This is a genomic window from Phenylobacterium sp. FG114 (genome assembly GCF_057809855.1).
Window position 1 is genome coordinate 112,195 of sequence record NZ_JBMDKU010000006.1, and the last position, 25,345, is coordinate 137,539.

The following is a 25,345-nucleotide window of genomic DNA, read 5'->3' on the forward strand; positions in this document are numbered from 1 at the left end:
GGTTTCGGTCTATCCGATCGTCCGTCTGTCAACAAACCTGACGCTAGGTGACGGCCGAACGCGTTCTGTATTCGACGGCCTCATGGGCGCGTGTCTCCAGCACGTGGCGCAGGATTTCCACGGCGTCCCAGACCTCGGCGTGGCTGAGGTAGAGCGGCGAGAAGCCGAAGCGGGCGATGTCCGGATCGCGGAAGTCCCCGATCACCCCCCGAGCGATCAGGGCCTGGACGACGGCATAAGCGTCCGGGTGGGCGAACGAGACGTGCAGGCCGCGCTGGACCATGTCGCGCGGCCCCGTGAGCCGCAGGCCATGGCCCGCGCAACGCGTCTCGACCAGCTCGATGAACAGCCGGCACAGGGACCGGCCCTTGGCCTCGACGAGCGCCGCGTCGGCCTCGAGCTGCAGGTCCAGCCCGGCCTCCAGAGCGGAAAGCCCCAGGATCGGCGGCGTGCCGCACAGCAGGGTGCGGATGTCGGCGGCGGGCCGGTAGCGGTCCTCGAAGGCAAAGGGCGCGGCGTGGCCCATCCAGCCCGACAGCGGCGAGCGGATGGCCGCCTGGTGACGCTCGGCGACGAACACGAAGGCCGGCGCGCCGGGTCCGCCGTTCAGGTACTTGTAGGTGCAGCCCACGGCCAGGTCCGCGCCCACGCCGTTCAGGTCGCAGGCCACCGCGCCGGCCGTGTGGCACAGGTCCCAGAGCATCAGGGCGCCCTTGGCCTGCGCCGCGGCGGTGACGCCGGCCATGTCCCAGCGCGCGGCGGTCTTGTAGTTCACGTGGGTCAGGACGACGGCGGCGGTGTCCTCGTCGATGGCGGCGAGGACCTCTTCCGGCGGGACGACCTTCAGCGTCGCGCCGGTCATGGCGCACAGGCCCTCCAGCACATAGACGTCGGTCGGGAAGTTGCCGCTTTCGATCACCAGGGTCCGCCGTCCGGGCTGCAGCGTCAGCGCGCCGGCCGCCAGCTTGAAGAGGTTCACCGAGGTCGAGTCCGCCACGATCACCTCCGACGCCTTGGCGCCGATCAGCCGCGCCAGCTTGCCGCCCAACCGCTGAGGCGCTTCGATCCAGCCGGCCGCGTTCCAGCTGGTGATCAGCCCCTGGCCCCACTCGTTTCGCACCGCGTGCTCGGTCCGCTCGACGGCGGCGCGGGGCAGGGGGCCCAGGGAATTGCCGTCCAGGTAGATGATCCCCGGCGGCAGTTCGAAGGCGTCACGGAATCGCGCCAGCGAATCGTCGGCGTCCAGGGCTTCGGCGTCTCTGCGGTCCATGGCGCGTCTTAGCCCTTGGATTTCGCATCCGAAAGGACGGCGGTCCGCGGCCATGCTTAGATGGGTTCGAACAATCGGGATGGCGGGCGCGAAGACCCGCGAGGGACAGGGAGTTTCCATGAACCACTGGCGTAAGCTGGCGCTGGCCTCGACGGCCGCGCTGATTCTGGCGGGCGGGTCGGTCGAGCCGGCCCTGGCGCAGAGGAAGCCTGCGGCGACCGCGAAAGCCGAGAAGTGGCCCGGCCTACCGCCCGGCGCGGCCGAGGAGACGATGGTCCTGCGCGACGGCGTGAAGCTTGCGGCCAACGTCTACAAGCCGGCGGGCAACGGCCCCTGGCCGGTGGTGCTGGCCCGCACGCCCTATCTCAAGGACGGCCGGATCGACCCGGAGAAGGATCCCAAAGGCGTCAAGAACCGCGAGAACCTGGCCAAGCAGGCCAAGCGCTACACCGACGCGGGCTACGTCTTTGTGGTCCAGGACGTGCGCGGGAAGGGCCGCTCGCAGGGCTTCTACCAGGCCTTCGAGAACGACATCGAGGACGGCTACGACGCGGTGGAATGGGCGGGAACCCAGCCCTGGAGCAACGGCAAGGTCGGTATGACCGGCGGCTCGGCCCTGGGCATCACCGCCAACTCGGCCGCGCTGGCCGCTCCGCCGCACCTGAAGGCGGCCTATGTCGTGGTCGCGCCGGCCGACCGGCTCTCGTACAGCTACCCCGGCGGGGTGCTGAAGGAGAAGGACACCATCGGCTGGCTGACCCAACAGGGCGTCCCGCAGGACACCTTGGACAAGACGCGCGCCCGCTCGCTGGACGATGTGAGCTGGAACCGCGTGGCGATGACCACGAACCGCAAGTACATCGAGATCCCGATCTACAACGTCGGCGGCTGGTACGACATCTTCAACGGCGGCACGGTCGACAACTTCGAGTATCTGCAGAACCAGGGCGCCAAGGGCGCGCGGGGTAACCAGAAGCTGCTGATGGGCCCCTTCGGCCACGGCCAGCTCTCGGGCGATCTCGCCTATCCCGGCAGCGACCGGCTGACCCTTGGCGGCGACCAGGAGATCCGCTGGTTCGACTACTGGCTGAAGGGCCAGGACAACGGGATCATGGACGAGCCGCCGGTCCAGTACTTCATGATGGCCGGCGCGAAGAAGGACGCCTACTCGCCCAAGAACCGGATGCTCACCTCCGCCAACTGGCCCCCGGCCTATCGCGAAGTCCGCTACTACCCCGCGGCCGACAAGGGCCTATCGACCAAGCCGCCGGCGGTCCAAGACAGCAAGGTGAGCTACCGGTTCGATCCGGCCGACCCGGTGAAGACCTTCGGCGGCGCCAACCTCACCTTCGAAAGGGGTCCGGAGGACCAGCGCCAGGTGGGCCAGCGCCAGGACTATCTGCGCTTCCAGACGCCAGTGCTGGACAAGGACGTGGCCATCGCCGGGCCGGTGAAGGTCGAGCTCTACGCCGCCACCGACGGCCCCGACACCGACTTCGTCGCCAAGCTGGTGGATGTCTATCCGGACGGCTACGAGGCCTTGGTGCTGGATGCGCCGGTGCGAGCCAAGTTCCGGGGCGGCCGTCTGCCGGAGGACATCCGGATGATGACCCCCGGTGCGCCCGAGAAGCTGACCATCGACCTCTGGCCCACGGCCATTACCTTCGAGAAGGGGCACCGGATCGCGCTGCATATCAGCTCGTCCAACGCACCTCGCTTTGAGGTCAATCCGAACACGGGCGAGGCGCCGACGCTCGGCAAGCTGAAGCCGCGGGTGGCCGTCAACACGATCTACATGGACGAGGCCCATCCCACGGCCATCGTCCTGCCCGTGATCTATCCTGTTGACGTGAAATAGCCGCGTCAGCCCTCCGACATCGTCGTGGGCCGGGGCGCCCGGTCCACGACGGGCAGGGCGGGGAAATCAGTCTTCTTCCGAAGCGCCGGGCTCGTCGTCCTGGCCCTCGCCGTATTCCTGGGTCTCACGGTCCCAGCCGGATCCGTAGTCGGTGCGATCCTCGTCCTCGCGTGAGCCGTAGCGTTCGCGGTCCCAGGGCTCCCGCTCGCCCTCGCCGTGCCCGCCGGGCGGGTCCTTGGGATCGTGTGTCACCATCGCACCTCAACGGACGTGCGTCGCGGCCGTTCCGGCGCTAAGCTTGTTCAGGGAACAGGGATATACTCGTGACGGATCAGGAAGACGAGGCCGCCGTGCTCGCCACGGCGCTGACGGGGATGTTCCGCGCGCTGGAGTCGCGGCCGGTCCCCGAACACATTCGGTGGGTCGTGGATCAGCTCGACGCTTTCGAACCGCCTAAGCCGAACCCATCACCGCCATCGTCTCCAGAGCCATGACGTCCGTGGGGTGGTCGGCGTCCATGATCTTCAGGAGCCGCGCCCGCGCCCGGTTGACCCGGCTCTTGATGGTGCCCAGCGCGCACCCGCAGATTTCGGCCGCTTCCTCGTAGGAAAGGCCAGCCGCCCCGACCAGGATAAGCGCCTCGCGGTGTTCGTCGGGGAGCTGCTGCAGGGCGGCCTGCAGCGCGCGCATGGCCACGCTCCAGTCCTGGGTAGGGGCGGAGGTCAGGGTGCTGGCGTATTCGCCAAGTTCGTCGCGCACCTCGCGACGCCGACGCAGGACGCTCGTGTAGTAGGTGTTGCGCAGGATCGTGAACAGCCACGCGCGTAGGTTGGTGCCGGGCTCGAACTTGTCTCGGTTCGACCAGGCCTTGATCAGCGTGTCCTGCACGAGATCGTCGGCGTCCGAACCGTTGTGACTCAACGACCAGGCGAACGCCCTCAGCGCGGGAATGAGGCCCACGACCTCGTCGCGCCAACTCGCGGTGGAGTCCATCCCATCCCCAATCAAATACGCACCGACACCCCGCAGTCGGAACCAATGCGCCTGCCACCAGCAGGGGTTGAACGCCGCCTCCCGAGGACGGTTCCAGGCAACATAGGGCGATTTTCGGAACCGGCGACAGCTCTCGGCGTTTGAAGCGGGCGTCGATGTGCTTTCTGCATACAACGCGCCCATTGTGGTGTTCCGGTTTCGTCCCCACATTCGCTGGCGGCAGTCCGGCCCAAGCTCGCGGCCGACGAGGGGGAATTTCATGCGCAGCACCGACCGCCCACAGGACCGCGTGCGGCCTGCAGCGCAGGCGAGCGCGGCTGACGACCTCGCCCGCTATCGCGCCGTGCGGCGCGCGTCGGAGGGCCTGACCCGCTCGCTGACGCCGGAGGACATGGGCGCCCAGTCGATGCCCGACGCCAGCCCGACGAAGTGGCACCTGGCGCACACCACCTGGTTCTTCGAGACCTTCATGCTCACGCCGCACCTGGCGAACTACAGGGTCTTCGATCCGCGCTTCGGCTATCTGTTCAACTCTTACTATGAGGCGGTCGGCCCGCGGCAGCCGCGGCCGGCCCGGGGCTTGGTCACCCGGCCCTCGATCGCCGACGTCCTGGCCTATCGCGCGCATGTCGATGCGGGGATGGCCGCCTTGCTCGCCGACGGAGCCGGAGAACTCTCCGACCTGTTGAACCTGGGCTTGGCGCACGAGGAGCAGCATCAGGAGCTGATCCTGATGGACATCCTGCACCTGTTCGCCCAATCGCCGCTGTCGCCCGCTTTCGCCCCGCCGCGTGCCGCGCCGCCCGAACCGGCCGCGCCCCTGGGCTACGTCGGCTTCGCGGGCGGTCTCGTCGAGATCGGCCACGACGGCCAGGGCTTCGCCTTCGACAACGAGGGCCCACGACACCGCGTCTGGCTCGAGCCGTTCCGCCTGGCCGACCGCCTCGTCACCAACGGTGAGTGGCTGGCCTTCATGGCTGACGGCGGTTACGCGCGGCCTGAGTTCTGGCTCTCCGAGGGCTGGGCGCTGGTTCGCGAGGAGGGCTGGCAGGCCCCGGTCTATTGGCGCGAAGCGCCAGAGGGCTGGCGGGTCATGGGCCTTTCGGGTCTGCGGCCGCTGGATCCCGCCCAGCCGGTCAGCCACCTGAGCTACTACGAGGCGGAAGCCTATGTCTCATGGGCCGGGGCGCGACTGCCGACCGAAGCCGAGTGGGAGCACGCGGCCGCATCCGTCCCGGTGGAGGGGAATTTCGTGAGCTCAGGCCGACTGGCCGCCCAGACGGCGCCAGAGGGCCAGGGCCTGCGCCAAATGTTCGGCGACCTCTGGGAATGGACCCGCAGCGCCTATCTGCCTTATCCGGGCTTCCGGACCGCCGCCGGCGCGGTGGGCGAGTACAACGGCAAGTTCATGTCGGGCCAGTTCGTCCTGCGCGGCGGCGCTTGCGTCACCCCGGCCGGCCACGCGCGCCCCAGCTACCGCAACTTCTTCTATCCGCACCAGCGCTGGATGTTCTCGGGCCTGCGGCTGGCGTTGGACGGCGCGGGCGAGGGCGCGCGAGAGCCGTCCGACCTGGAGGTCGACGTCATCGCCGGGCTGTCGAAGCCGCACAAGTCGATGCCGCCCAAGCACTTCTACGACGCCGAGGGCTCGGAGCTGTTCGAGGCGATTACCGAACTGCCCGAATACTATCCGACGCGGACCGAGGTCGCCCTGCTGAAGGATGCGGCGGCCGAGATCTCGCGCCACATCCCTGACGGCGCCGCGCTGGTCGAGTTCGGCTCGGGCGCCAGCACCAAGACCCGCATCGTGCTGGACGCCGCTCCGCAGATCGCCGTCTACGCGCCCATCGACATCAGCGCCTCGGCGCTGGAGGGTGCGGCGAAGGCGATCCGGGCCGACTATCCCAACCTCACCGTCGCCCCGCTGCGTGACGATTTCACCAACGCCCTGCGGCTGCCCGAGGAGACCGACGGCCGTCCGGTCGTGGGCTTCTTCCCCGGCTCCACGATCGGCAACTTCACCCCGCACGAGGCTCGCGCCTTCCTGGTCGGCGCCCGCCGGCTGCTGGGCGAGGGCGCGGCCTTCCTCGTCGGCCTCGACCTCGTGAAGGACGAGCGAACCCTCGTGGCCGCCTACGACGACGCACAGGGCGTCACCGCGGCCTTCAACAAGAACCTGCTGAAACGCATCAACCGCGAGCTCGCCGGCGATTTCGACCTCGCCGCCTTCGCCCACCGCGCCGTCTGGAACGCAGCGGAAAGCCGGATGGAGATGCACCTGGTCAGCCTGAAGGACCAGGTGGTCCACGCCGCCGGCCAGACCTTCCGCTTCGCCGAGGGCGAAACGATCCACACCGAGAATTCCTACAAGTTCACGATCGAACGGATCTCGACCCTGGCCGCCGAGGCGGGGTGGAAGCTGGAGCAGCGCTGGGTCAGTGAAGACCCCGCGTTCGGGATGGTGCTTCTCCGGGCCTGAGGCGGCGTGGCGCGCAACGGAAAACGGACGCCGGTGAGGGCGTCCGTTGATTTCCGATCTCGGGGGGGTGAGGGGAAACCTTAGCTTTCGCGACCGCGGGTGCGGCCGCCGCCGCGCGAGGCTTCGCCACCCTTACGGCCGGCCTGGGCGGCCAGGTCGCGGTCCTTGGCGAAACTGCGCTTCTCGCTCGGCACGCTGGCTCCGCCCTTGCGGGCGATCTCGCGGCGGCGTTCGGGGTTCATGGCGGCAAAGCCACGACGGGCGCGGGGCTTGCCGGTGTCGACGGTGGGCATCGAGTGGGTCTCCTCGGGTAGGGCTTGCGGTGAGGCTAACCCCCGAGGCAGGGCCAAGGTTGCGTTAAGCGTTGAGACTTATTCGCGGCGAAGCGCCTCGATGGGGTCCAGACGGGCCGCGCGCCATGAGGGATAGGCGCCGAACACCAGCCCGACCACGACCGAGAATCCCAACGCCAGCGGGCCCGCCCAGGTGGGCACGGCGGCGGGCCAGTCGCCCAGCTTGGCGATCGCGAAGGCCCCTAGCACCCCGATCGCCAGGCCGATCAGCCCGCCCACCAGCGACAGGGCGACGCTCTCCAGCGCGAACTGGATCAGCACGTGGCTGCGCTTGGCCCCGAGCGCCATCCGCAGGCCGATCTCGCGGGTCCGTTCGGTGACGGCGACCAGCATGATGTTCATGATGCCTACGCCGCCCACCACGAGCGACACGCCCGCCACCGCCGCCAGCAGCACGGTGAACGTGCCCACCGCGGCCTGGCTGGCCTCGAGGATCGAGGCCATGTTCTGGGTCTGGAAATCGTCGTCCTCGCCCGGGCGGATCTTGTGCTGGTCGCGGAGCAGGTTGGTCACGTCTTCCTGGACGCGGTCCAGGCTCTCCTCGTCGGCGGCCTTCACATAGATGGTCTGCACGCTGTCCCCGCGACTGCGACGACCGGCGATGCGGGAGCGCACGGCGCTCAGTGGCCCCAGCACCACGTCGTCCTGGTCCTGGCCGAAGCCTGCCTGGCCCTTGGACTCTAGCACCCCGATCACCTCGAAGGGCACGGTCCGCACACGCACGCGCCGGCCAATGGGGTCGCCGTCGCCCCACAGCTGCCGCGCCACGGTGGGACCCACCACCAGGACCTTGCGGCCCTGGCGCGCCTCGCTCTCGTCGAACATGCGCCCAGAGGCGATCTTCAGGTCGCGGGCGATCAGGTAGTCGGGCGTGACCCCTTGGATCTGGGTGTTCCAGTTGGCGCCGTCCGCGGCGAGTTGGGCCTGGCCGCGCACCAGCGGCGCGACGGCGGCCACGTTCTCCACCTGCTTGGCGATGGCCGTCGCGTCGCCGTCGCGCAGCGAGAAGCCGCCGCCGGCCGCCTGGTTCACCGGGCCGCGCTGGAAGTTGGGCGTCACGATGATCAGGTTCGAGCCCAGGCCCGCGATGGCGCTCGTCACCCGTTGCTGCGCGCCCATGCCGATGGACGTCATCATCACCACGGCCGCCACGCCGATCACCACCCCCAGCGAGGTCAGCACGCTGCGCATCGGGTGGGCGACGATCGCGCCGACAGCGAACCGGACCAGTTCGAACCACTTCACGACCTGCGCCCCCGTTCGTCCGAAACGATCAGGCCGTCGCGGAAGGCCACGCGGCGATGCGCCATGTCGGCGACTTCCGGGTCGTGCGTGACGATCGCCAGGGTGAGTCCGCCGGCGTTCAGCTCCTCGAACAGCGCCAGCACGTCCTCGCCGGTCTGGGTGTCGAGCGCACCGGTGGGTTCGTCTGCCAGCAGGAGGTCGGGCCGGTTGGCGAGGCTGCGGGCGATCGCCACGCGCTGCTGCTGGCCGCCCGAGAGCTGCGTGGGGCGGTGTCCGATCCGCGATCCCAGGCCGACGCGTTCGAGCAGTTCCGCCGCGCGCGCCCGGCGAGCCTTCGGCTCCACGCCGGCGTAGATCATCGGCAGTTCGACGTTCTGCAGGGCCGTCAGGCGGGGCAGCAGCTGGAAGGACTGGAAGACGAACCCGATCCGGCGACGCCGGAAGTCGGCCAGTTCGTCGTCGCTGAACCCGGCCACGTCCTCGCCCTCGAAGCCATAGGTCCCGGACGTCGGGCGATCCAGCCCGCCCAGGATGTTCATCAGGGTCGACTTGCCCGAGCCGGAGGGCCCGATCACCGCGACGTACTCGCCGCGGTCGATGTGCAGGCTGACCCCCGCCAGGGCGGCGACCTCCTCGTCGCCCATGATGTAGACCTTGCGCAGGTCTCGGATGTCGATCACCGGCCTACATCCGCACCCGCACGCCGCCGCCCGCGCCGGGCGGCCCGCCCATCGGGCTGCCGAGCTGGGCCTTGGGCCGAGGCCCGCCGCCGACGATCACCTGGTCGCCGGGCTTCAGCTCGCGGCTGACGATCTCGGTGTACGAGCCATCCGTGGCGCCCACGCGCACCGAGATCGGGACGGGCTTCTTGTCGCGCAACACGTAGACCGTCCCGGCGCGCATCCCGCCGCCGCGGCCCTGGGTCAGGGTGGCGCGCAGGGCGGTCAGCTTGGCCTTCTGGTCGGGGCGCAGCAGGGGTTCGAGCTTGGCCAGCGCCTCGGAGGTCGGCTTGGCCATGGCCTCGCGCATCGCGCCCGGCTCGCCCGCCGCCGAGGCGCGGGCCGCCTGGATCTTGGTGCGCAGCTCGGCCTGGATCGGCTCCCAGGCCTTCTGCTGGCGGGCGTCGAGGTCCAGTTGCTCGACCAGCCGCCCGGCCATGCCGCCGCCCTGTCGCGCGCCGCCCTGGCGACCGCCGCCGCCGCCGAGGCCCGGACTCCCGGCCGTCACATTGCCGCCGCCGCGGGCGCCGCTGCTGCGGCCGTCCGAGGGCGGCGTCCAGCGCAGCGCCTGCACGGGGACCTTCACGACGTCGCGGCGCGTGTCGATGATGATGTCGGCGTTGGCCGTCATGCCGGGCAGCAGCTTGCGCCGCGGGTTGTCCGCCTCGGCGATCACCGTGTAGCTGACCACGTTCTGGTCGGTCGTCGGCTGCTTGCGCACCTGGGTCAGGACGCCCTCGTAGGTGTCGTCCGGGAACGCGTCGACGGTGAAGCGCACCATCTGGCCCTCCCGCAGCGAGCCCACGTCGGCCTCGTCCACCGAGATCTTCACCTCCACCTTCGACAGGTCCTGGGCGATGGTGAACAGCACCGGCGCCTGCAGGCTGGCGGCCACCGTGTTGCCGGGCTCCACCTTGCGGTCGACCACGATGCCGTCGATGGGCGAGACGATGGTCGTGCGGCCCAGGTCGACCTGCTGGCTGCGCAGGGCGGCCCGGCTCTGGGTCACGCGCGCGGCCGCGGCGGCCACGTTGGCCCGCGCTGTCTTCAGCGCCGCCGTCGCCTGGTCCAGCGTCGTGGCGGCGTACCAGCCCTGGTCCACCAGCGTCTTCTTGCGATTGTAGTCGGCCTGGGCGTTGTCCAGCGTGGCCTGCGCCTGGCGCACCGCCGCCTGGCCCGCCTGGATGTCGGCCTGCCCCTGGGCGACGCGCGACTGGTAGGTCTGCGGGTCGAGGATCGCCAGCGTCTGTCCCGCCTTCACTTCGTCGTTGAAGTCGGCCAGCACCTTGGTCACCTGTCCGGAGATCTGCGAACCGACGTCCACGGTGACCAGGGCCTGCAGGCTGCCGGAGGCCGAGACCGATCGGGTGATGTCGCCGCGCTCCACCTCGCCGAACCGATAGGGATCCTTGTCGGGCTTGGGCCGCAGGTTCCAGCCAACGATCGCCGCCACGATCAGGCCGACGACCGCCAAGGTGATCCAGGCGGCGCGGGGAATAGCCAAACGGCGACGGCGGGTGGTCGGGTTCAGGCTCATGTCGTCCCAAGTATCCGCGGGTCCGGATGAACCCGCAGTGACTAGGCCAGACCCGCTTTGCGGATGGATTTCACTTTCGTGTCGTCTTGCGCCTGCACGCGCCGCAAAGCAGACAAACCGCTACAGCGGAAGTTGCACCCGCGCCGTCAGGCCGCCGCCCGTGCGGTTGATCAGGCTCACGTCGCCGCCGTGGCCGCGAGCGATGGAACGGACAACGGCCAGGCCCAGGCCGATCCCGCCGGTCTGGCGGCTGCGCGAGGGCTCGCGGCGGTAGAACGGCTCGAACACCTTCTCGGCGTCCTTCTCGGGGATGCCGGGCCCGTCGTCGTCGATCTCGACCACGGCATGGCCGTCGCGCTGGAATACCCGCGCCCGCGCCTGGCCCCCGAACTTCACGGCGTTCTCAAGCAGGTTGGCGATCAGGCGGCGCAGCGCCATCGGGTCGCCCTCCAGCACCACCTTCTCGCTGACCTCGGCCTCGGTGTTGGCGCCCGTCTCCGCCATCTCGTCGCACAGGCTCTCGACCAGCGAGGACAACTCCAGCGGCGTGCGCTCGCCGGGTTTGGTGGCGTCGCGGACGAAGGCCAGGGTCGCCGTGATCATCTCCTCCATCTGGTCCAGGTCGGAGGCGTACTTCGCCTTCTGGTCCTCGGGCAGGGCCTCGATGCGGAAGCGCAGGCGGGTCAGCGGCGTGCGCAGGTCGTGGGCGATGGCGCCCACCATGGCCGTGCGGTCCTCGACATAGCGGCTCAACCGCTGCTGCATCTCGTTGAAGGCGCGTGCGGCCGTGGCCACCTCGGCGGGTCCCTTCACCTCCAGGGGCGGCGCCTTCGGGTCGCGGCCCAGCCGCTCGGCGGCGTCGGCGAACACCTGGATCGGGCGCGACAGCCGCCGCGCGTAGATCCACGCCACCGGCGACATGGCTAGGGCCGACATGGCGAACCAGATCGCCACGCGCTGCTGCCAGTCGGACAGGCCGAAACCCACCTCGGGGTGCACCATCTGCCAGCGGCCATCCGCCCGGCGCACGCCCACCTGGAAGGGCGAGATCAGGAAGTGCTCCTCCTCGCTCATGCCCGCCCGCGCCACGCGGTCGCGGATGATCCGGCCCACCCGGCGGTCCGAAAGCGGTCCGCGCTCCCCGGCGATCACGACCTCGGACGAGGCGACGCCGAGGTTTTCAGCGATCTTGTCCCGGATGACCGGGATGTTCTTGCCCTCCAGCACGGGGCTGGGCGGGTCGTCGCGCATGGACAGGACCAGGGGTTTGCGCTCGGTGAAAGCGGGGGCCTGGCCGTGGAAGGTCTGCTCGATCTCCGAGATGCGATAGAAGTCCGGCGCCGGCGGCGGCAGCAGGAAGAGCAGCAGGGTGCTCATCACCCAGGCGGCCACCAGCGTGAGACCGGTCAGCGTCAGCAGCTGGACCAGCAGCGGCGCCGTGGGCCGGCCGAACGACTTCACGCCCGTCCTACCTTGCCGAGGGGCGTCACGCCCGTTTCACCTTGGCCGTGAACATATAGCCCTCGTTGCGGATGGTGCGGATCAGGTCGTGGCCCCCACCGCCATCATCCAACTTCCTCCGAAGACGGCTGATCTGCACGTCGATCGCGCGGTCGAAGGCGTCGCTGTCCGGACCGCGGGCGAACTCCAGTAGCTGGTCGCGGGTCAACACGCGCTGCGGCCGCTCGACGAACGCGCGCAGGAGGGAGAACTCGCCCGAGCTCAGGTTCACTACCACGCCGGCGGGCGAGCGCAGCTCGCGCCGCACGAGGTCCAGCCGCCAGCCGGCGAATTCGCAGCCCGCGCCCAGCGCGCCGCCCGCCGCCCGCTGTTCCGAACGGCGCAGCACCGCGCGCACGCGCGCCAGCAGCTCCCGCGGATTGCACGGCTTGGCCAGGTAGTCGTCGGCGCCCAGCTCCAGCCCCACGATCCGGTCGGTGTCCTCGCCCATGGCCGACAGCATGATGATCGGCGGCGCGGTCTCGGTGGTGGTCAGGCGGCGGCAGACGGCCAGGCCGTCCTCGCCCGGCATCATGATGTCCAGCACGATCAGGTCGACGGGGCCGCGCTCCAGCACGCGCTCCATCTCGGTGGCGTCGGCCGCCGTCTCGACCTTGTAGCCATGCTTGCCGAGGAAATCGGACACCACATCGCGGATGCCCGGATCGTCGTCGACCATGAGGATTCGGGCGCCGGCCCCGGCCATGTCAGTCGCAAGCTCCATGGACGCCAGCTTGGTCGCCGGCGGTAACGTGCAAATGTCTCACTTGAAACCCGAATGTCCCAAAGGTGGCGGCGGGGCTCATGGATCGGCCAGGACGTCGTCAGCCACGAACGGGTTGGTCTTGCGCTCCTGGCCGAAGCTCGACATCGGCCCATGCCCCGGCACGAAGCGCACGTCGTCGCCCAGCGGCCAGAGCTTGCCCGTGATCGCGTCGATCAGGTCCTTGTAGTTGCCCCTCGGAAAATCGGTGCGTCCGATGGAGCCCTGGAACAGCACGTCGCCCACCTGGGCGAACCGCGCCTGGCGGTGGAAGAACACCACGTGGCCCGGGGTGTGGCCGGGGCAGTGGATGACCTCGAATTCGGTCTCGCCCAGCGACACTCGGTCGCCGTCGTGCAGCCAGCGGTCCGGGGTGAAGCTGCGCGCTTCGGGCATGCCCCACTTGGCGCCGCTGGCGCCGATGTCGTCGATCCAGAACTGGTCGTCGGGATGCGGACCCTCGATCGGCACGCCGGTCAGCTCCTTGATCGCCGCGGTGCCGCCCGCGTGGTCCAGGTGGCCGTGGGTGATCCAGATTTTCTCGAGCGTGAGGCCGTGCTCCTCGAGCGCGCCCATCAGCTTGCCGACCTCGCCGCCCGGATCGATGATCGCGGCCTTGTTGCTCTTCGTGCACCACACGATCGTGCAGTTCTGCTGAAGCGGGGTCACCGGCGCGATCATCGCGCGGATGGGTAAGGGCGGGGCAGGGGCGTTCATGTCTCCCCTATGATCGGGGGTCGCGCGCCATAAGAAAAGGCCCGGGAGCGATCCCGGGCCTTTCCGTCGCTTCTATTCCGCGCCCGGCATGGGCGGCACGGGCGTCGGCGGGGCGTCCGCGTCCAGCTCGTGCGTCTCGGGCGAACCGTGGGCCACGTGGCTCTTCCGGTAGCCGTAGAGGAAGTAGACGATCAGCCCGACGACCGCCCAACCGACGAACATCAGCTGGGTTTCGTGCGGCAGGCTCACGAACAGATAGACGCAGCCGACCGCCGCCAGGGGCGCCGTGATCATCACGGCCGGGGTGCGGAACGGCCGGGCGCGGTTGGGGTCCGTGCGGCGCAGCACCAAGACGGCGATGGCCACCATGGCGAAGGCGAACAGCGTTCCCGAGTTCGAGATGTCCGCCAGGATGCCCACCGGGAAGAAGGCAGCGAACAGGGCCACGAACACGCCGGTGATGATCGTGATCACGTGCGGCGTCTTGAACTTCGGGTGCACTTTGGAGAGCACCGGCGGCAGCAGGCCGTCGCGGCTCATCACGAAGAAGATGCGGGTCTGACCGAACATCATCATCAGGATGACCGAGGGCAGGGCCAGGCCGGCGGCGAGGCCGATCAGGTTGCCGATCTGCGGCCAGCCGATGGAGCGCAGGGTCCAGGCCAGAGCCTCCTTCGAGCACACCACCTGGCTCTCGGTCAGGCTGGCGCAGGCGGCGCTGAGCTCGGGGCTGCCCGGGCGCAGGCCGGCGCCGTCGGCGCCCAGGATCGGCTGGGCCCCCACCGTGCCGATCACGCCCGAGGCGACCAGGATGTAGAAGATGGTGCAGACGCCCAACGAGCCGATCAGGCCGATGGGCATGTTGCGCTGCGGGTTCTTTGTCTCCTCGGCCGCTGTCGAAACCGCGTCGAAGCCGACGTAGGCGAAGAAGATCGAGGCCGCCGCCGCCGAGACGCCGGCGAAGCCGAGCGGCATGAAGGGATCGAAGTTCTCCATCTTGATGACCGGGACGGCCAGAACGATGAAGAGGAGGAGCGCCGCCACCTTGATGGCGACCAGGAAGGCGTTGACCGTGGCGGACTCCCGCGTGCCGATCACCAGCAGCGCCGTCACCACCAGGGCGATGGCCATGGCGGGGAGGTTGACCATCCCGCCGTCGAACGGCCCCCGCACCAGGAGGTCAGGTATGTCGATGGAGAGCGCGTTCTCGAGCAGGCCGACGACATAGCCGGACCAGCCCACCGAGACGGCGCCGGCCGCCACCGCATATTCCAGGATCAGCGCCCAGCCCACCATCCAGGCCAGCAGCTCGCCCATCACGGCGTAGCTGTAGGTGTAGGCGGAGCCGGAGACCGGCACCATGGCCGCCATCTCGGCGTAGCACAGCGCCGCGACGGCGCAGACGAAGCCCGCGATGATGAAGGCCAGGATCATCCCCGGCCCGGCCTTCTGTGCGGCTTCCGCGGTCAACACGAAGATCCCGGTGCCGATGATGGCCCCGATGCCCAGCATGGTCAGCTGGAATGGCCCCAGAGAGCGGTGCAGCGATTTCTTTTCCGCGGTCGCCAGGATCGCGTCGAGCGGCTTAACACGCCACATGTATGGAATTCCTCCGAAGAGCGGCCCCCCGGCCGCCGGGTAAAATTTGGCGCGACCGTGGCCGGGTGCGCGGCTGTGGTCAAGCGCCAACCCCCGAACCGGTTTTCACATGCCCTGACAACAGGCTAGAGCCGGGCGAATGCTGCCCATCCACGAGGCCCTGCCTGACCTGAAGGCCGCGCTCGCCGCGCGCAACGTCGCCGTCCTGGTGGCGCCGCCGGGCGCGGGCAAGACCACGGTCGTGCCCCTGGAGCTGCTGGGGGAGGCTTGGCGCGGGGACGGCAAGATCATCGTGCTGGAGCCCCGCAGGCTCGCCGCCCGCGCCGCGGCCGAGCGCATGGCCAAGACGCTTGGAGAGCATGTCGGCCAGACGGTGGGCTACCGCGTGCGCATGCAGTCGCGCGTCTCGGCCGCCACCCGTGTCGAGGTGATCACCGAGGGCGTCTTCACCCGCATGGTGCTGGCCGATCCCGAGCTGGCGGGCGTGGCCTGCGTGATCTTCGACGAGTTCCACGAGCGCAGCCTCGACGCCGATCTGGGCCTCGCCCTGGCCCGCGACGCGCAACGCCTGCTGCGCGACGACCTGCGCATCCTGGTCATGTCCGCCACCTTGGACGGCGCGGCGGTCGCGCGCCTGCTCGATGACGCCCCGGTGGTCGAGAGCCTGGGCCGGATGTTCCCGGTGGAGACGCGCTACCTCGGCCGCGACGATCGCCTGCGGCTGGAGGACCAAGCCGTCCGCGCCGTCGAACGGGCGCTGGCGGAAGAGACCGGCAGCCTACTGGTGTTCCTGCCCGGACAGGGCGAGATCCTGCGCACTGCCGAGCGGCTGGCCGAGCGCGCGCGACCCAACGTCGAGGTCGCCCCGCTCTACGGCGCCCTCGATCCGCGCGACCAGGACCGCGCCATCGAGCCCGCGCCTCAAGGCCAGCGAAAGGTCGTGCTGGCCACCTCCATCGCCGAGACCAGCCTGACCATCCAGGGCGTCCGGGTCGTGATCGACTGCGGCCTGGCCCGCGTGCCGCGCTTCGATCCCGCCAGCGGCCTGATGCGCCTGGCCACCGTCCGAGTCTCCAGGGCCGCCGCCGACCAGCGGCGAGGCCGCGCCGGCCGTACCGAGCCCGGCGCCTGCTACCGCCTGTGGGACGAGGCCGAAACCCGCGCCCTGCCGGCCTATGCCGACCCCGAGATCCTCGACGCGGACCTGTCTGGCCTGGCCCTGGTCCTGGCCCGCTGGGGCGCGAAGGACGCGGCCGAGCTGGCTTTCCTTGATCCGCCGCCCGCCGCCGCCTTCGCCGAGGCCCGGGCCCTGCTTCGCCGCCTGGAGGCGCTCGACGCCGAGGGCGTGCTCACCGCCCACGGCCGCGCCCTGGCCGAGTTCCCGCTCGCGCCGCGCCTCGCCCACATGGTGCTGAAGGCGGCCGAGACCGGCCAGGCGCCGCGCGCCGCGCGCATCGCGGCGCTGATCGCCGAGCGCGGACTGGGCGGCCGCGACGCCGACCTGCGCCACCGCCTGGACGGCCTGGAACGCGACCGCAGCCCGCGCGCCCGCGACGCCAAGGCGCTCGCCGACCGTTGGGCGTCCCTCTCCGGCAAGCCTGGCCGTGGCGAACCGCTCTCCGACGGCCTGCTGCTGGCCTTCGCCTATCCCGAGCGCGTGGCCAAGGCGCGGGGCGGGCAGGGGGAGTTCCAGCTTGTCACCGGCCGCGGCGCCTTCGTGGAGCCCACCGACGCGCTTGCCCGCGAACCCTGGCTGGCCATCGCCGAGCTGGGCGGCGGCGACCGCCGCGACCGCATCCTGCTCGCCGCGCCGCTGGAGCCGGCCGAGCTCGCGGCCTTCAAGGATCAGTTCGAGGTCGAGGAACGCCTGGACGAGAGCGGCGGCGGGCGCCTGCGCGCCAAGCGGCTGACCCGCCTCGGCCGCCTGACGATCCGCGAGGAGATCGACGAGAACCCCGACCTGGCCCTGATCGCCCGCGCCCTCGCCGACCGCGTCCGCCGCGAGGGCCTGAAGATCCTGCCCTGGGGCGAGGCGGCCGCCAGCCTCCGCGAGCGCGCCGGCTTCCTCCATGCCCGCGACGCAGCCTGGCCCGACCTGTCGGACGCCGCGCTGCTGGACCGGTTGGAAGACTGGCTCACGCCGGTGCTTCACGGCCTAAGGGGGCTCAACGCCCTGAAACCGGACGTGCTCGACGGCGCGCTGCGCACCCTGATCCCGTGGGACCAGCAGCGCCGCCTGGAGGCCAAGGCGCCCGCACGCTGGACGGCGCCGACCGGCAACAGCTTCGCCATCGACTACGCCGCCGAGGCCGGTCCACGCGTCGACGTACGGGTGCAGGAGGTGTTCGGCCTGGGCGAGCATCCGACCGTGGCGGGCGTCCCGCTCACGCTGTCGCTGCTCTCTCCGGCCCACCGCCCGATCCAGACCACGAAGGACCTGCCGGGCTTCTGGAAGGGCTCGTGGAAGGACGTGCGCTCCGACATGCGTGGCCGCTATCCCAAGCACGTCTGGCCCGACGATCCCGCCTCGGCAGCGCCCACCGCGCGGGCGAAGCCGAGGGGGACATAGGCCCTAAGCCGCCGCCCTCTCGGCGCTCCAGGTCTTGGGGTGCTGGCTGCGCAGGCCCACGGCCAGGCGGTTCCAGCTGTTGATCAGTCCGATAAGCAGGGTGAGATTCACGATCTCGATCTCACTGAAATAGTTCTTCAGACCGTCGTAGTCGGCGTCCGGCGCGGCGGTCTTGGCCACCAGGGTCAGGGCTTCGGTCCAGGCCAGCGCGGCCCGCTCACGGGGGGTGTAAAGGCTGGATTCGCGCCAGGCGTTCAGCAGGTAAAGCCGCTCCTCGGTCTCGCCGGCGGCGCGGGCGTCCTTCGAGTGCATGTGCAGGCAGAAGGCGCAGCCGTTGATCTGCGAGGCGCGCATCTTCACCAGCTCGTACAGGCTGTATTCCAGTCCGGAATTGCGCAGGATGTCTTCGAGCTCGGCCATCTTCTTGATGCCCTCGGGGGCGATGGCGAAGGCGTTCAGTCGGGTCGTCATGGGGAGGTTCTCCTTTGCTCTGCCCCTAGGACGGAGGAGGAGGACGCTCTGTGACATACCGTCAGGCGGTCGCGGCGTAGATCATGATCCCCGTCGCCACCGACAGGTTCAGGCTGTCGGCGCGACCACGCATGGGGATCTTCACGTTGACGTCGCAGAGGGCGGCCATGTCCGGCGTCAGGCCCTGCTGCTCGTTGCCCATCAGCACGACCGCCGGCTTCGTGTAGCTGGCCTCGCTGTGTGTGACGGTGGCCGAGAGCAGGGTGCCCACCACCGAGCCGGTCCAGCCCGCCCGCCAGGCCGCGAACTCGTCTTCGGTCGCCTTGGCCAGCGGCACGGCGAAGATGGAGCCCATGGTCGCCCGGACGGCCTCGACCGAATAGGGGTCGCAGCACTCGCCTACCAGCACCACAGCGCCGCAGCCGGCGCTGTCGGCCGTTCGCACGATGGTCCCCAGGTTGCCAGGGTCGCGCACCCTGTGCAGCGCCACCACGCACTGCGCCACGCCGGGCTTCACCTCGGAGAGGCTCACGAACGCCTGCGGGAACACGCCCACCACCGCCTGCGGGTTCTCGCGCCGCGAGACCTTCGCCAGGATGTCGTGAGTCACCTCGATCACCTCGCCGCGCGCCGCCAGGGTCGCCTGCACGGCCTTCTGCATCATCGGATGGCTGGCCGCGTCGGGCCCGTGCATCAGGATCTTCGGCGCGTGGCCGGTGTCGATCCCCTCGATGACGTTCTTCAGCCCCTCGGCGACGAACAACCCCGTCTCGTCGCGTTCCTTGCGCATGTGCAGCGCCCGGACAGCCTTCACCGTGGGGTTCTGCAGCGAGCTGATCGTCCGCGCGCTCATGCCGACCCCATGGACGCCCAACGGGCGTAGAAGCTCATGCCGATGGCACGGTCGCCGCGCTGTTCCATGAGCGCCAGCTCGCCCCATTCGATCCGCCCGCCGCGACCGTCGAGCTTCTCGGCCAGCAGTCCGGCCAAGGCCGCGCCGGAGATGCGCTCGGCGTAGGCGTTCAGCACCAAGAATTTCGCGTTTTCCGAAAGAAGTTCGGCACATTGGGCCGCAAGTTCAGGCAGATCCTCGAACAGCCGCCACACCTGTCCGTCCGGTCCGCGCCCGTACTTCGGCGGATCCAGGATGATGCCCTCGTACTTCGAGCCGCGGCGCACCTCGCGCGCCACGTACTTCTTGGCGTCCTCGACGATCCAGCGGATCGGTCGGTCCGACAGGCCCGACAGCTCGGCGTTTTCACGCGCCCAGGCCACCGCCTTCTTCGACGCGTCCACATGGGTCACCGCCGCGCCGGCCGCGGCCATCACCAGGCTGGCCACGCCGGTGTAGCCGAACAGGTTCAGCACGCGCGGCTGTTCTCCGCCCCCGCCGCGCAGCTTCGCATCCAGCCAACCCCAGTTCGCCGCCTGCTCCGGGAAGAAGGCCAGGTGGCGGAAGGCCGTGAACCGCCCGTGGAACTTCACGTCGCCCCAGCCCAGCGGCCAACTCTCCACCGGCTTGCCCTTGAACCGCCAGCGTCCGGCGTCCTCCTCGTCGCTGGGGTCGAAGACGGCGTCCGCGGCCTCCCACGCGCTCGCCGGCAGCCTTGGCGTCCATAGGCACTGAGGCTCGGGCCGCACGACCTTGTAGGGTCCGTATTGTTCCAGCTTCCGTCCGCCGCCCGAATCCAGCAGGGCGTAGTCCGCCCATCCGGTGGTGCGCATCACCTCCGATTCGGCGGCCACCGTGGGGGCGATCTGCGGCGGGCTCATGGGCGCCCCTTACGCGGAGACGCGGGCCGGCGTCCAGCCCGGTGACAAACACTTGTCACACCACCCATTTTGGGGTCCGCTGGCGGCGGGGAGTATGGGGAGACGTATGAGTACGACGGCGACCGCGACGCGGAAGACCGCGCGCAAGGCCAAGGGCGACGGGCATCTCCGGCGCGCCGAGATCCTGGACGCCGCCGAGCGCATCTTCGTGGCCGAGGGCTACGAGGGCGCGACGATCCGCAAGATCGCCGACGAGGTGGGCGTGTCGTCCACGGCGCTCTACATGCACTTCCAGGACAAGGCCTGCATCCTGCGCGAGATCGTGGATGCCACCCTGAGCCAGCTGCTCCAGCGCAATACCGAGCTGGCGGCCCGTCCGCTGGACCCGGTGGTCCGCACCCGCATGATGCTGGACTCCTACATGCGCTGGGGGCTCGAGCATCCCAACGCCTACCAGCTGGTCTATTGCGCGCCGCAGGTGGCGTCGGCCGACGACACGCCCGCACGCACGTCCGACCTCAGCCACGACTGCTACGAGGCATTCGCCGGCGTCGTGCGCGAAGTGGCCGCCGCCGGTCGCTTGCGCACGGGCGGCGCCGACTCGGCCGCCCAGGCGCTGTGGATGGCCTGCCACGGCGTCGTCGCCCTGCTGATCGTGCGGCCCACCTTCGACTTCGTTGGCGCCGAGGAGCTGATGCAGGTCACGCTGGACGGACTGTTGCACGGGCTGGTTATCGACTGACGCGCCGCCTCGCGCCTAAGCTCTGCCCATAGACTGGGGAGGGCGGGATGCGGTTTGCCAAGTGGGTGTTCACGATCGGGGGCGTCTGGGGCCTGCTGATCATCGGCCCGATGTTCTTTCTCGAGCACGCGATCGCGGCCCAGACCCAGCCCTTTACGCACCCGGACAGCTACTACGGCTTCCTTGCGTCCACGATCGCGTGGCAGGTCGGCTACCTGGTCATCGGTCGCGACCCGGCTCGCTTCCGGCCTTTCATGCTGATCGGCGCCGCCGGGAAGCTGATCTTCGGCGGCGCGTGCTGGATCCTCTACGCCCAAGGGCGGATACCGCTGAGCGTGCCCGTGGTGGCGAGTCCGGACCTTGTCCTGTTCGTCCTCTACGTGGCGGCCTGGTTCCGAACGAGGCCCGCCGCCGCCTGAGCGCTAAGGATCACGGCGTGCTCGCGACCACCGACTGGGGCGCGTAGCTGTAGCCGCCGCGGCGCAGATCGCTGGAAAGCGTGATCGGCGCGGCGCCGCCGTTCAGCTTGGCCCGGTAGACCTGCATGTTCTCCATGACTCGCATCACGTAGTTGCGCGTCTCGGAGAAGGGGATGCACTCGATGAAGTCGAGCGGGTCGGTCGAGGCTCCGCGCGGGTCGCCGCACAGATTGACCCAGGACGCCGGACGCCCGGGGCCGGCGTTGTAGCCCGCGGCGGCCATGATGTACGACCCGGAGAACTGGTTCACGATCGAGCCCAGGTAGCTCGAGCCGAGACGCATGTTGTAGTCCGGCTCGTAGAGCATCGAGGCCGAGTAGCTCACGCCCATCCGCCGCGCCACGATGGCCGCCGTCGACGGCAGCAGCTGCATCATGCCGCGCGCGTCGGCGCCCGAACGAACCGCCGGGTCGAAGCCGCTCTCCTGGCGCGTGATGCCCAGCACCAGCGCGGGTTCGGGCGCGCCGGCCACCGAGGGCGGCGTGCGATAGGGGTAGGCCCGCTCGGTCAGGATCAGGCCCCGCTGGGCCGCGCCCCGCGCCGCCTTCATCGAGGTGTCTTGGTCGCCGTAGCCGCGCACGGCGTCGATCAGCAGGGCCGCGTCCACGCGGCTCGGCACGATGTCGTCGATATGCAGGGCGAAGACCCTGAACAGGTCGCGCTGGTTCTGGTCGGCCAGCATCCGCATGGCCTGGACGACGTCGCGGCCTTCGAACCGCGCCCGGTCGGCGTCGGTCGGAACGGGATCGGCCGGCAGCACCAGCTTCATCCCCAGCTTCTCGGCCGCGAGTTGGCCGTAGAAGGTGGTCACGTGCTCGGCGCCGCTCGAATAGTAGTTTTCGGCGGCCGTGCGATCGCCCTGCGCCTCGGCCGCGCGGCCCATCCAGTAAAACGCGCGCGCCCGGGTGATCGGCGAGGATCCGATACGCTCGATGGCCGCGAAGTGGCGGGCCGCCGTCGCCGGCTCGTTCAGGTGGTTGAGCGCGATCCAGCCGGCGTAGAACTCGGCCTCCGTCGCGTCCGCGCCGCTGTTGAGTCCCGTGTTCGCGGCCGCGCGATAGGCGCCGCGCCAGTCGCCGCTGCGGATCGCCGAGAGAGTGAGGCGGTAGCGCTCGTCCCAAACGCGGTCGGCCGCGTCCGAGGTGACGCCGTCGGTGGCGCCGGTCGACAGGGCCGCGACGGCCGAGGCGTCCTGGCCCTTGCGGCGCAGATAGCTCGCGCGCTCGAACGCCACGCCGGGGCTCGCCTGGTCCGCGGGCGTCAGGCTGTTGAAGCTCGAATCGACATTGCCGCGCAGGGCGATGCGCGCCAGCGCCGCGGGTTGCTTGTCGGCCGGCAGCAGGGCCACCACGTCGCGCGCGGCGGGCCCCTGGGCGCCGTACAGCAGGATGTCGGCGCGCCGCACATGGTCGTCCGGCGTCAGGACATCGCCGAACCGGGTGAGCATGGTGCGCTGGACGTCCGCCTCGAAGGGCTTGTCGCGCCACCAGCGACGGATCAGGTCGGCGGCCTCGGCCTGGCGGCCCAGGCTGCGGTAGGCCGACGCCAGCGCCATGGCCCCCGGCGCGCTCTGCGGTTCCTGGCCGCCGAACCAGGCGACGATTTCGCTGGGCGTCTTGCCCGAGGTCTCCAGGACGCGCTCGGCGGCCTGCTGGCGCCGCGCGCCGCGAGGGAAGTCGTTGAGGTCGCGGCGCGCCGCGTCAAGGTCGTAGAAGCCGAGGGAGGTGGAGTTCACGTCGACCATCGCCCAGGTGACGAGCTTGCGGGCGACGGGATCCGAAAGGCTGGCGATCGCGTTCTTGGCGCCGGAGATGTCGCCTCGCTTCGCCGCGGCCAACCCCTGGGCGAACACGCTCTCATCACTGGCGCTGAGGGGGCGCGACACGGTCTGGCGCACCGTCGCATAGGGCTGCGGGGCGGCCGGCAATTCGGCCTTGGCGCCGCCAAGCAGGTCGCCGATGGGATCCAGCGTTTGCGCGTGGGCGACCGCCGTCGCGGCGAGCGCCGCGCAGCCGACGAGAAGGGCGTTACGAACTCTTATATCCAAAGGTCTCCCCCCCGACTTGGGGAATGCACGGAATCGACATTGCGGGCTAAGCCCACGGCAACATATTGTCCGCCAATTCTGAACGTCGCCTCACTAGGCGACATCTTCACGGTCTTTTGCACACCTACATATCCGACATGTCCGAACCTCTCTTCCGCGGCGTCCTGCCGGCGCTCGTGACGCCTTTCCGCAATGGCGCGGTCGACGAAGACGCATTCGTCGCCCTGGTCGAGCGCCAGATCGAAGGCGGCGTCCACGGCCTGATTCCCGTTGGCACCACCGGTGAGGCCTCCACGCTGAGCCACGAGGAGCACCGCAGGGTGATGGAGCTCTGCGTGGCCACCGCGAAGGGCCGGGTGCCCGTGATTCCCGGGGCCGGCTCCAATTCTACGGACGAGGCGATCGAATTGGTGCGTCACGCCAAGACGATCGGCTGCGACGCGGCCCTCGTCGTCACGCCCTACTATAACCGTCCCAGCCAGGAAGGTCTCTACGCCCACTACAAGGCGATCAACGACGCCGTGCAGCTGCCGATCCTGGTCTACAACGTGCCGGCCCGCACCAGCGTCGACATCTCCAACGCCACCCTCGCGCGCCTCGCCAAGCTGCCGAACATCGTGGGCATCAAGGACGCCACCGGCGACCTGCCGCGCGCCAGCCTGCAGCGCCTGGAGTGCGGCGAGGACTGGGTCATGCTCTCGGGGAACGACGATTCGGCCCTGGGCTACATGGCCCACGGCGGCCACGGCTGCATCTCGGTCACCTGCAACGTCGCGCCCGAGCAGGTGTCGGCCTTCTACAACGACGCGCTCGCCGGCCGCTGGCAGGAAGCGCTGTATGCCCAGGATCGCCTGATCCGGCTGCACAAGGCGCTGTTCGCCGACGCCAGCCCTTCGCCCACGAAATTCGCGCTCTCCCACCTCGGCCTCTGCGACGAGGCGGGCCGCCTGCCGGTGGTCCCCTGTTCGGAAGCGGCGCGCGCCGAGGTTCTGTCGGCGATGCGCGAGGCCGGGATCCTCTGACCATGGCGGGCAAGGTGATCGCCGAGAACCGCCGCGCGCGATTCGACTACTTCCTGGAACAGACGTTCGAGGCGGGCATCGCCCTGACCGGGTCCGAGGTGAAGAGCCTGCGCAACGGCAAGGCCAACATCGCCGAGAGCTATGCTGCGGTGGAAGGCGACGAGATCGTGCTCGTCAACGCCGACATCCCGCCCTACGCCCAGGCCGGCCCGCACTTCAATCACGAGCCACGTCGGCACCGGAAACTGCTGCTCAAGCGCCGCGAGATCGAAAAGCTGCTGGGCGCCGTCCAGCGCGACGGCCGCACCCTGATCCCCACCAAGCTCTACTGGTCGGACAAGGGCCTGGCGAAGCTGGAGCTGGCGCTGGCCAAGGGCAAGAATGTCCGGGACAAGCGCGAAGCCACCGCCGAGCGCGACTGGCAGCGCGACAAGGCCCGCCTCATGCGCGAGAAGGGCTGAGTTGGCCCCCGAAGACGTCGAGAGCCTGGAGAGGTCGACGATCGAGGCCGTCGCACCGCCCGAGGTGCTGGAGATCGGCGGCTGGCTTGCCCCCTTCGACGCCGGAACGATCGGCCGGGCCAAGAGCGCCGCGCCGCTGCGCCACGACCTAGACGCCTCGGCCATCGACGAGATCGTGGAGGCTTATCGGGCGCGAGGCCTGCCGCCAGCCTTCCGGATCGCCGACATCCCTGAGTTTGACGGCGTGCGCGAGGCCTTGGCCCGCCACGGCCTGACCGCCCGGCAGCCGACGGTGATGAAGGTCGGCGACGTCTCGCTCCTCGCCGCCTTCAGCCAAGGGCCGGCTCGCATCCTCGACCGCCCCGATGACGCCTGGGCCGCGGTTTTCTTGGGCGAGGGTTTCGATCCGGCGGACGGCGCCCATCGCGTCGCCGCGCTCACTCGCTCGCCGGGCGCCGTCTATGGCGCGGCCGGGGAGGGCGGCACGGATGCGGTCGGCGTCGCCTCGTTCGGACACGGCTGGGCGGGAATCCATGGCATGCGCACCGCTCCCGCCGCCCGAGGGCAGGGCCACGCCGGCGCCATTCTCGCCGCCCTCGGCCGCCAGATGCAGGCGAGGGGCGTCACCCGCGTCTTCCTGCAGGTGGAGGAAGCCAACCCCGCCCGCCGCATCTACGAGCGCGCGGGGTTCGAACCGGCCTGGACCTACAGGTACTGGCGTCCTTCCCTCCCTTGATGGGGAGGGACA

23 protein-coding genes are annotated in these 25,345 nt (G+C 69.9%); 8 read left to right on the forward strand and 15 right to left on the reverse strand.

What is annotated here, in order from left to right; translation table 11 throughout:
- Window positions 1-43 precede the first annotated feature (43 nt).
- On the reverse strand, window positions 44-1,270 hold the full coding sequence (gene kynU, locus ACODSY_RS11955; RefSeq protein WP_488951972.1) for a kynureninase: 1,227 nt from the start codon (window positions 1,268-1,270) through the stop codon (window positions 44-46).
- A 118-nt stretch (window positions 1,271-1,388) separates the two neighbouring features.
- Between kynU and ACODSY_RS11960 the strand changes: the two genes are divergently transcribed.
- Window positions 1,389-3,128, forward strand: a complete 1,740-nt coding sequence (locus ACODSY_RS11960) for a CocE/NonD family hydrolase (RefSeq protein ID WP_488951973.1) — start codon at window positions 1,389-1,391, stop codon at window positions 3,126-3,128.
- Between the two features lie 66 nt (window positions 3,129-3,194).
- Here the strand turns inward: ACODSY_RS11960 and ACODSY_RS11965 are convergent, their stop codons facing one another.
- Together ACODSY_RS11965 and ACODSY_RS11970 are read right to left on the reverse strand one after the other, a co-directional pair.
- Window positions 3,195-3,383: a hypothetical protein gene (locus ACODSY_RS11965; RefSeq protein WP_488951974.1), complete on the reverse strand. Its 189-nt coding sequence runs from the start codon at window positions 3,381-3,383 to the stop codon at window positions 3,195-3,197.
- A 198-nt stretch (window positions 3,384-3,581) separates the two neighbouring features.
- Entirely contained in the window at window positions 3,582-4,121 is a 540-nt protein-coding gene (locus tag ACODSY_RS11970) for a sigma-70 family RNA polymerase sigma factor (protein ID WP_488951975.1), read from the reverse strand.
- Between the two features lie 259 nt (window positions 4,122-4,380).
- Here ACODSY_RS11970 and egtB point away from each other — a divergent pair, with 259 nt between their 5' ends.
- Window positions 4,381-6,600, forward strand: a complete 2,220-nt coding sequence (egtB, locus tag ACODSY_RS11975; protein ID WP_488951976.1) for an ergothioneine biosynthesis protein EgtB — start codon at window positions 4,381-4,383, stop codon at window positions 6,598-6,600.
- Between the two features lie 80 nt (window positions 6,601-6,680).
- Here the strand turns inward: egtB and ACODSY_RS11980 are convergent, their stop codons facing one another.
- The 8 genes from ACODSY_RS11980 to ACODSY_RS12015 form a co-directional block, all read right to left on the reverse strand.
- Window positions 6,681-6,893 carry a con-10 family general stress protein gene (locus tag ACODSY_RS11980; RefSeq protein WP_068876748.1) on the reverse strand — a complete coding sequence of 71 codons (213 nt, stop codon included), beginning with the start codon at window positions 6,891-6,893 and terminating at the stop codon, window positions 6,681-6,683.
- 78 nt (window positions 6,894-6,971) lie between these two features.
- Window positions 6,972-8,198: an ABC transporter permease gene (locus tag ACODSY_RS11985; RefSeq protein ID WP_488951977.1), complete on the reverse strand. Its 1,227-nt coding sequence runs from the start codon at window positions 8,196-8,198 to the stop codon at window positions 6,972-6,974.
- A complete protein-coding gene (locus ACODSY_RS11990; protein ID WP_488951978.1) occupies window positions 8,195-8,878 on the reverse strand; it encodes an ABC transporter ATP-binding protein in 684 nt (227 codons plus the stop codon). Before ACODSY_RS11990 ends, ACODSY_RS11985 begins: the two co-directional genes overlap by 4 nt.
- Before the next feature lie 4 nt (window positions 8,879-8,882).
- Complete coding sequence (locus tag ACODSY_RS11995; protein WP_488951979.1) at window positions 8,883-10,454, reverse strand: efflux RND transporter periplasmic adaptor subunit; 1,572 nt, start codon at window positions 10,452-10,454, stop codon at window positions 8,883-8,885.
- 120 nt (window positions 10,455-10,574) lie between these two features.
- The gene (locus tag ACODSY_RS12000; protein ID WP_488951980.1) at window positions 10,575-11,915 is read right to left on the reverse strand and encodes a sensor histidine kinase; all 1,341 of its coding nucleotides are present in this window, start codon (window positions 11,913-11,915) and stop codon (window positions 10,575-10,577) included.
- Between the two features lie 25 nt (window positions 11,916-11,940).
- Window positions 11,941-12,678: a response regulator gene (locus tag ACODSY_RS12005; RefSeq protein WP_488951981.1), complete on the reverse strand. Its 738-nt coding sequence runs from the start codon at window positions 12,676-12,678 to the stop codon at window positions 11,941-11,943.
- Between the two features lie 78 nt (window positions 12,679-12,756).
- On the reverse strand, window positions 12,757-13,434 hold the full coding sequence (locus tag ACODSY_RS12010; protein ID WP_488951982.1) for an MBL fold metallo-hydrolase: 678 nt from the start codon (window positions 13,432-13,434) through the stop codon (window positions 12,757-12,759).
- Window positions 13,435-13,506: 72 nt separating this feature from the next.
- Window positions 13,507-15,033, reverse strand: a complete 1,527-nt coding sequence (locus tag ACODSY_RS12015) for an amino acid permease (RefSeq protein WP_488951983.1) — start codon at window positions 15,031-15,033, stop codon at window positions 13,507-13,509.
- A gap of 139 nt (window positions 15,034-15,172) precedes the next feature.
- Between ACODSY_RS12015 and hrpB the strand changes: the two genes are divergently transcribed.
- A complete protein-coding gene (gene hrpB / locus ACODSY_RS12020; RefSeq protein WP_488951984.1) occupies window positions 15,173-17,602 on the forward strand; it encodes an ATP-dependent helicase HrpB in 2,430 nt (809 codons plus the stop codon).
- Between the two features lie 3 nt (window positions 17,603-17,605).
- Here the strand turns inward: hrpB and ACODSY_RS12025 are convergent, their stop codons facing one another.
- From ACODSY_RS12025 to ACODSY_RS12035, 3 genes are all read right to left on the reverse strand, one after another.
- Window positions 17,606-18,073, reverse strand: coding sequence for a carboxymuconolactone decarboxylase family protein (locus ACODSY_RS12025; RefSeq protein ID WP_488951985.1), 468 nt, complete (start codon window positions 18,071-18,073; stop codon window positions 17,606-17,608).
- A 61-nt stretch (window positions 18,074-18,134) separates the two neighbouring features.
- Complete coding sequence (locus ACODSY_RS12030; protein WP_488951986.1) at window positions 18,135-18,926, reverse strand: TrmH family RNA methyltransferase; 792 nt, start codon at window positions 18,924-18,926, stop codon at window positions 18,135-18,137.
- A complete protein-coding gene (locus ACODSY_RS12035; RefSeq protein WP_488952193.1) occupies window positions 18,923-19,831 on the reverse strand; it encodes a class I SAM-dependent methyltransferase in 909 nt (302 codons plus the stop codon). The genes ACODSY_RS12030 and ACODSY_RS12035 overlap by 4 nt, the downstream gene beginning before the upstream one ends.
- Before the next feature lie 121 nt (window positions 19,832-19,952).
- Here ACODSY_RS12035 and ACODSY_RS12040 point away from each other — a divergent pair, with 121 nt between their 5' ends.
- On the forward strand, window positions 19,953-20,588 hold the full coding sequence (locus ACODSY_RS12040) for a TetR/AcrR family transcriptional regulator (protein WP_488951987.1): 636 nt from the start codon (window positions 19,953-19,955) through the stop codon (window positions 20,586-20,588).
- Between the two features lie 47 nt (window positions 20,589-20,635).
- Complete coding sequence (locus tag ACODSY_RS12045) at window positions 20,636-21,007, forward strand: hypothetical protein (protein WP_488951988.1); 372 nt, start codon at window positions 20,636-20,638, stop codon at window positions 21,005-21,007.
- A gap of 10 nt (window positions 21,008-21,017) precedes the next feature.
- On the opposite strand, the gene ACODSY_RS12050 is transcribed toward ACODSY_RS12045, so the two are convergent.
- Complete coding sequence (locus tag ACODSY_RS12050) at window positions 21,018-23,114, reverse strand: lytic transglycosylase domain-containing protein (protein ID WP_488951989.1); 2,097 nt, start codon at window positions 23,112-23,114, stop codon at window positions 21,018-21,020.
- Between the two features lie 137 nt (window positions 23,115-23,251).
- Between ACODSY_RS12050 and dapA the strand changes: the two genes are divergently transcribed.
- Genes dapA through ACODSY_RS12065 form a run of 3 tightly spaced genes read left to right on the forward strand, consistent with a single transcriptional unit; the run spans window position 23,252 to window position 25,333 of the window.
- On the forward strand, window positions 23,252-24,136 hold the full coding sequence (gene dapA, locus ACODSY_RS12055) for a 4-hydroxy-tetrahydrodipicolinate synthase (protein WP_488951990.1): 885 nt from the start codon (window positions 23,252-23,254) through the stop codon (window positions 24,134-24,136).
- 2 nt (window positions 24,137-24,138) lie between these two features.
- Window positions 24,139-24,597 carry an SsrA-binding protein SmpB gene (smpB, locus tag ACODSY_RS12060; RefSeq protein ID WP_488951991.1) on the forward strand — a complete coding sequence of 153 codons (459 nt, stop codon included), beginning with the start codon at window positions 24,139-24,141 and terminating at the stop codon, window positions 24,595-24,597.
- A gap of 1 nt (window position 24,598) precedes the next feature.
- Window positions 24,599-25,333: a GNAT family N-acetyltransferase gene (locus ACODSY_RS12065; RefSeq protein ID WP_488951992.1), complete on the forward strand. Its 735-nt coding sequence runs from the start codon at window positions 24,599-24,601 to the stop codon at window positions 25,331-25,333.
- Window positions 25,334-25,345 lie beyond the last annotated feature (12 nt).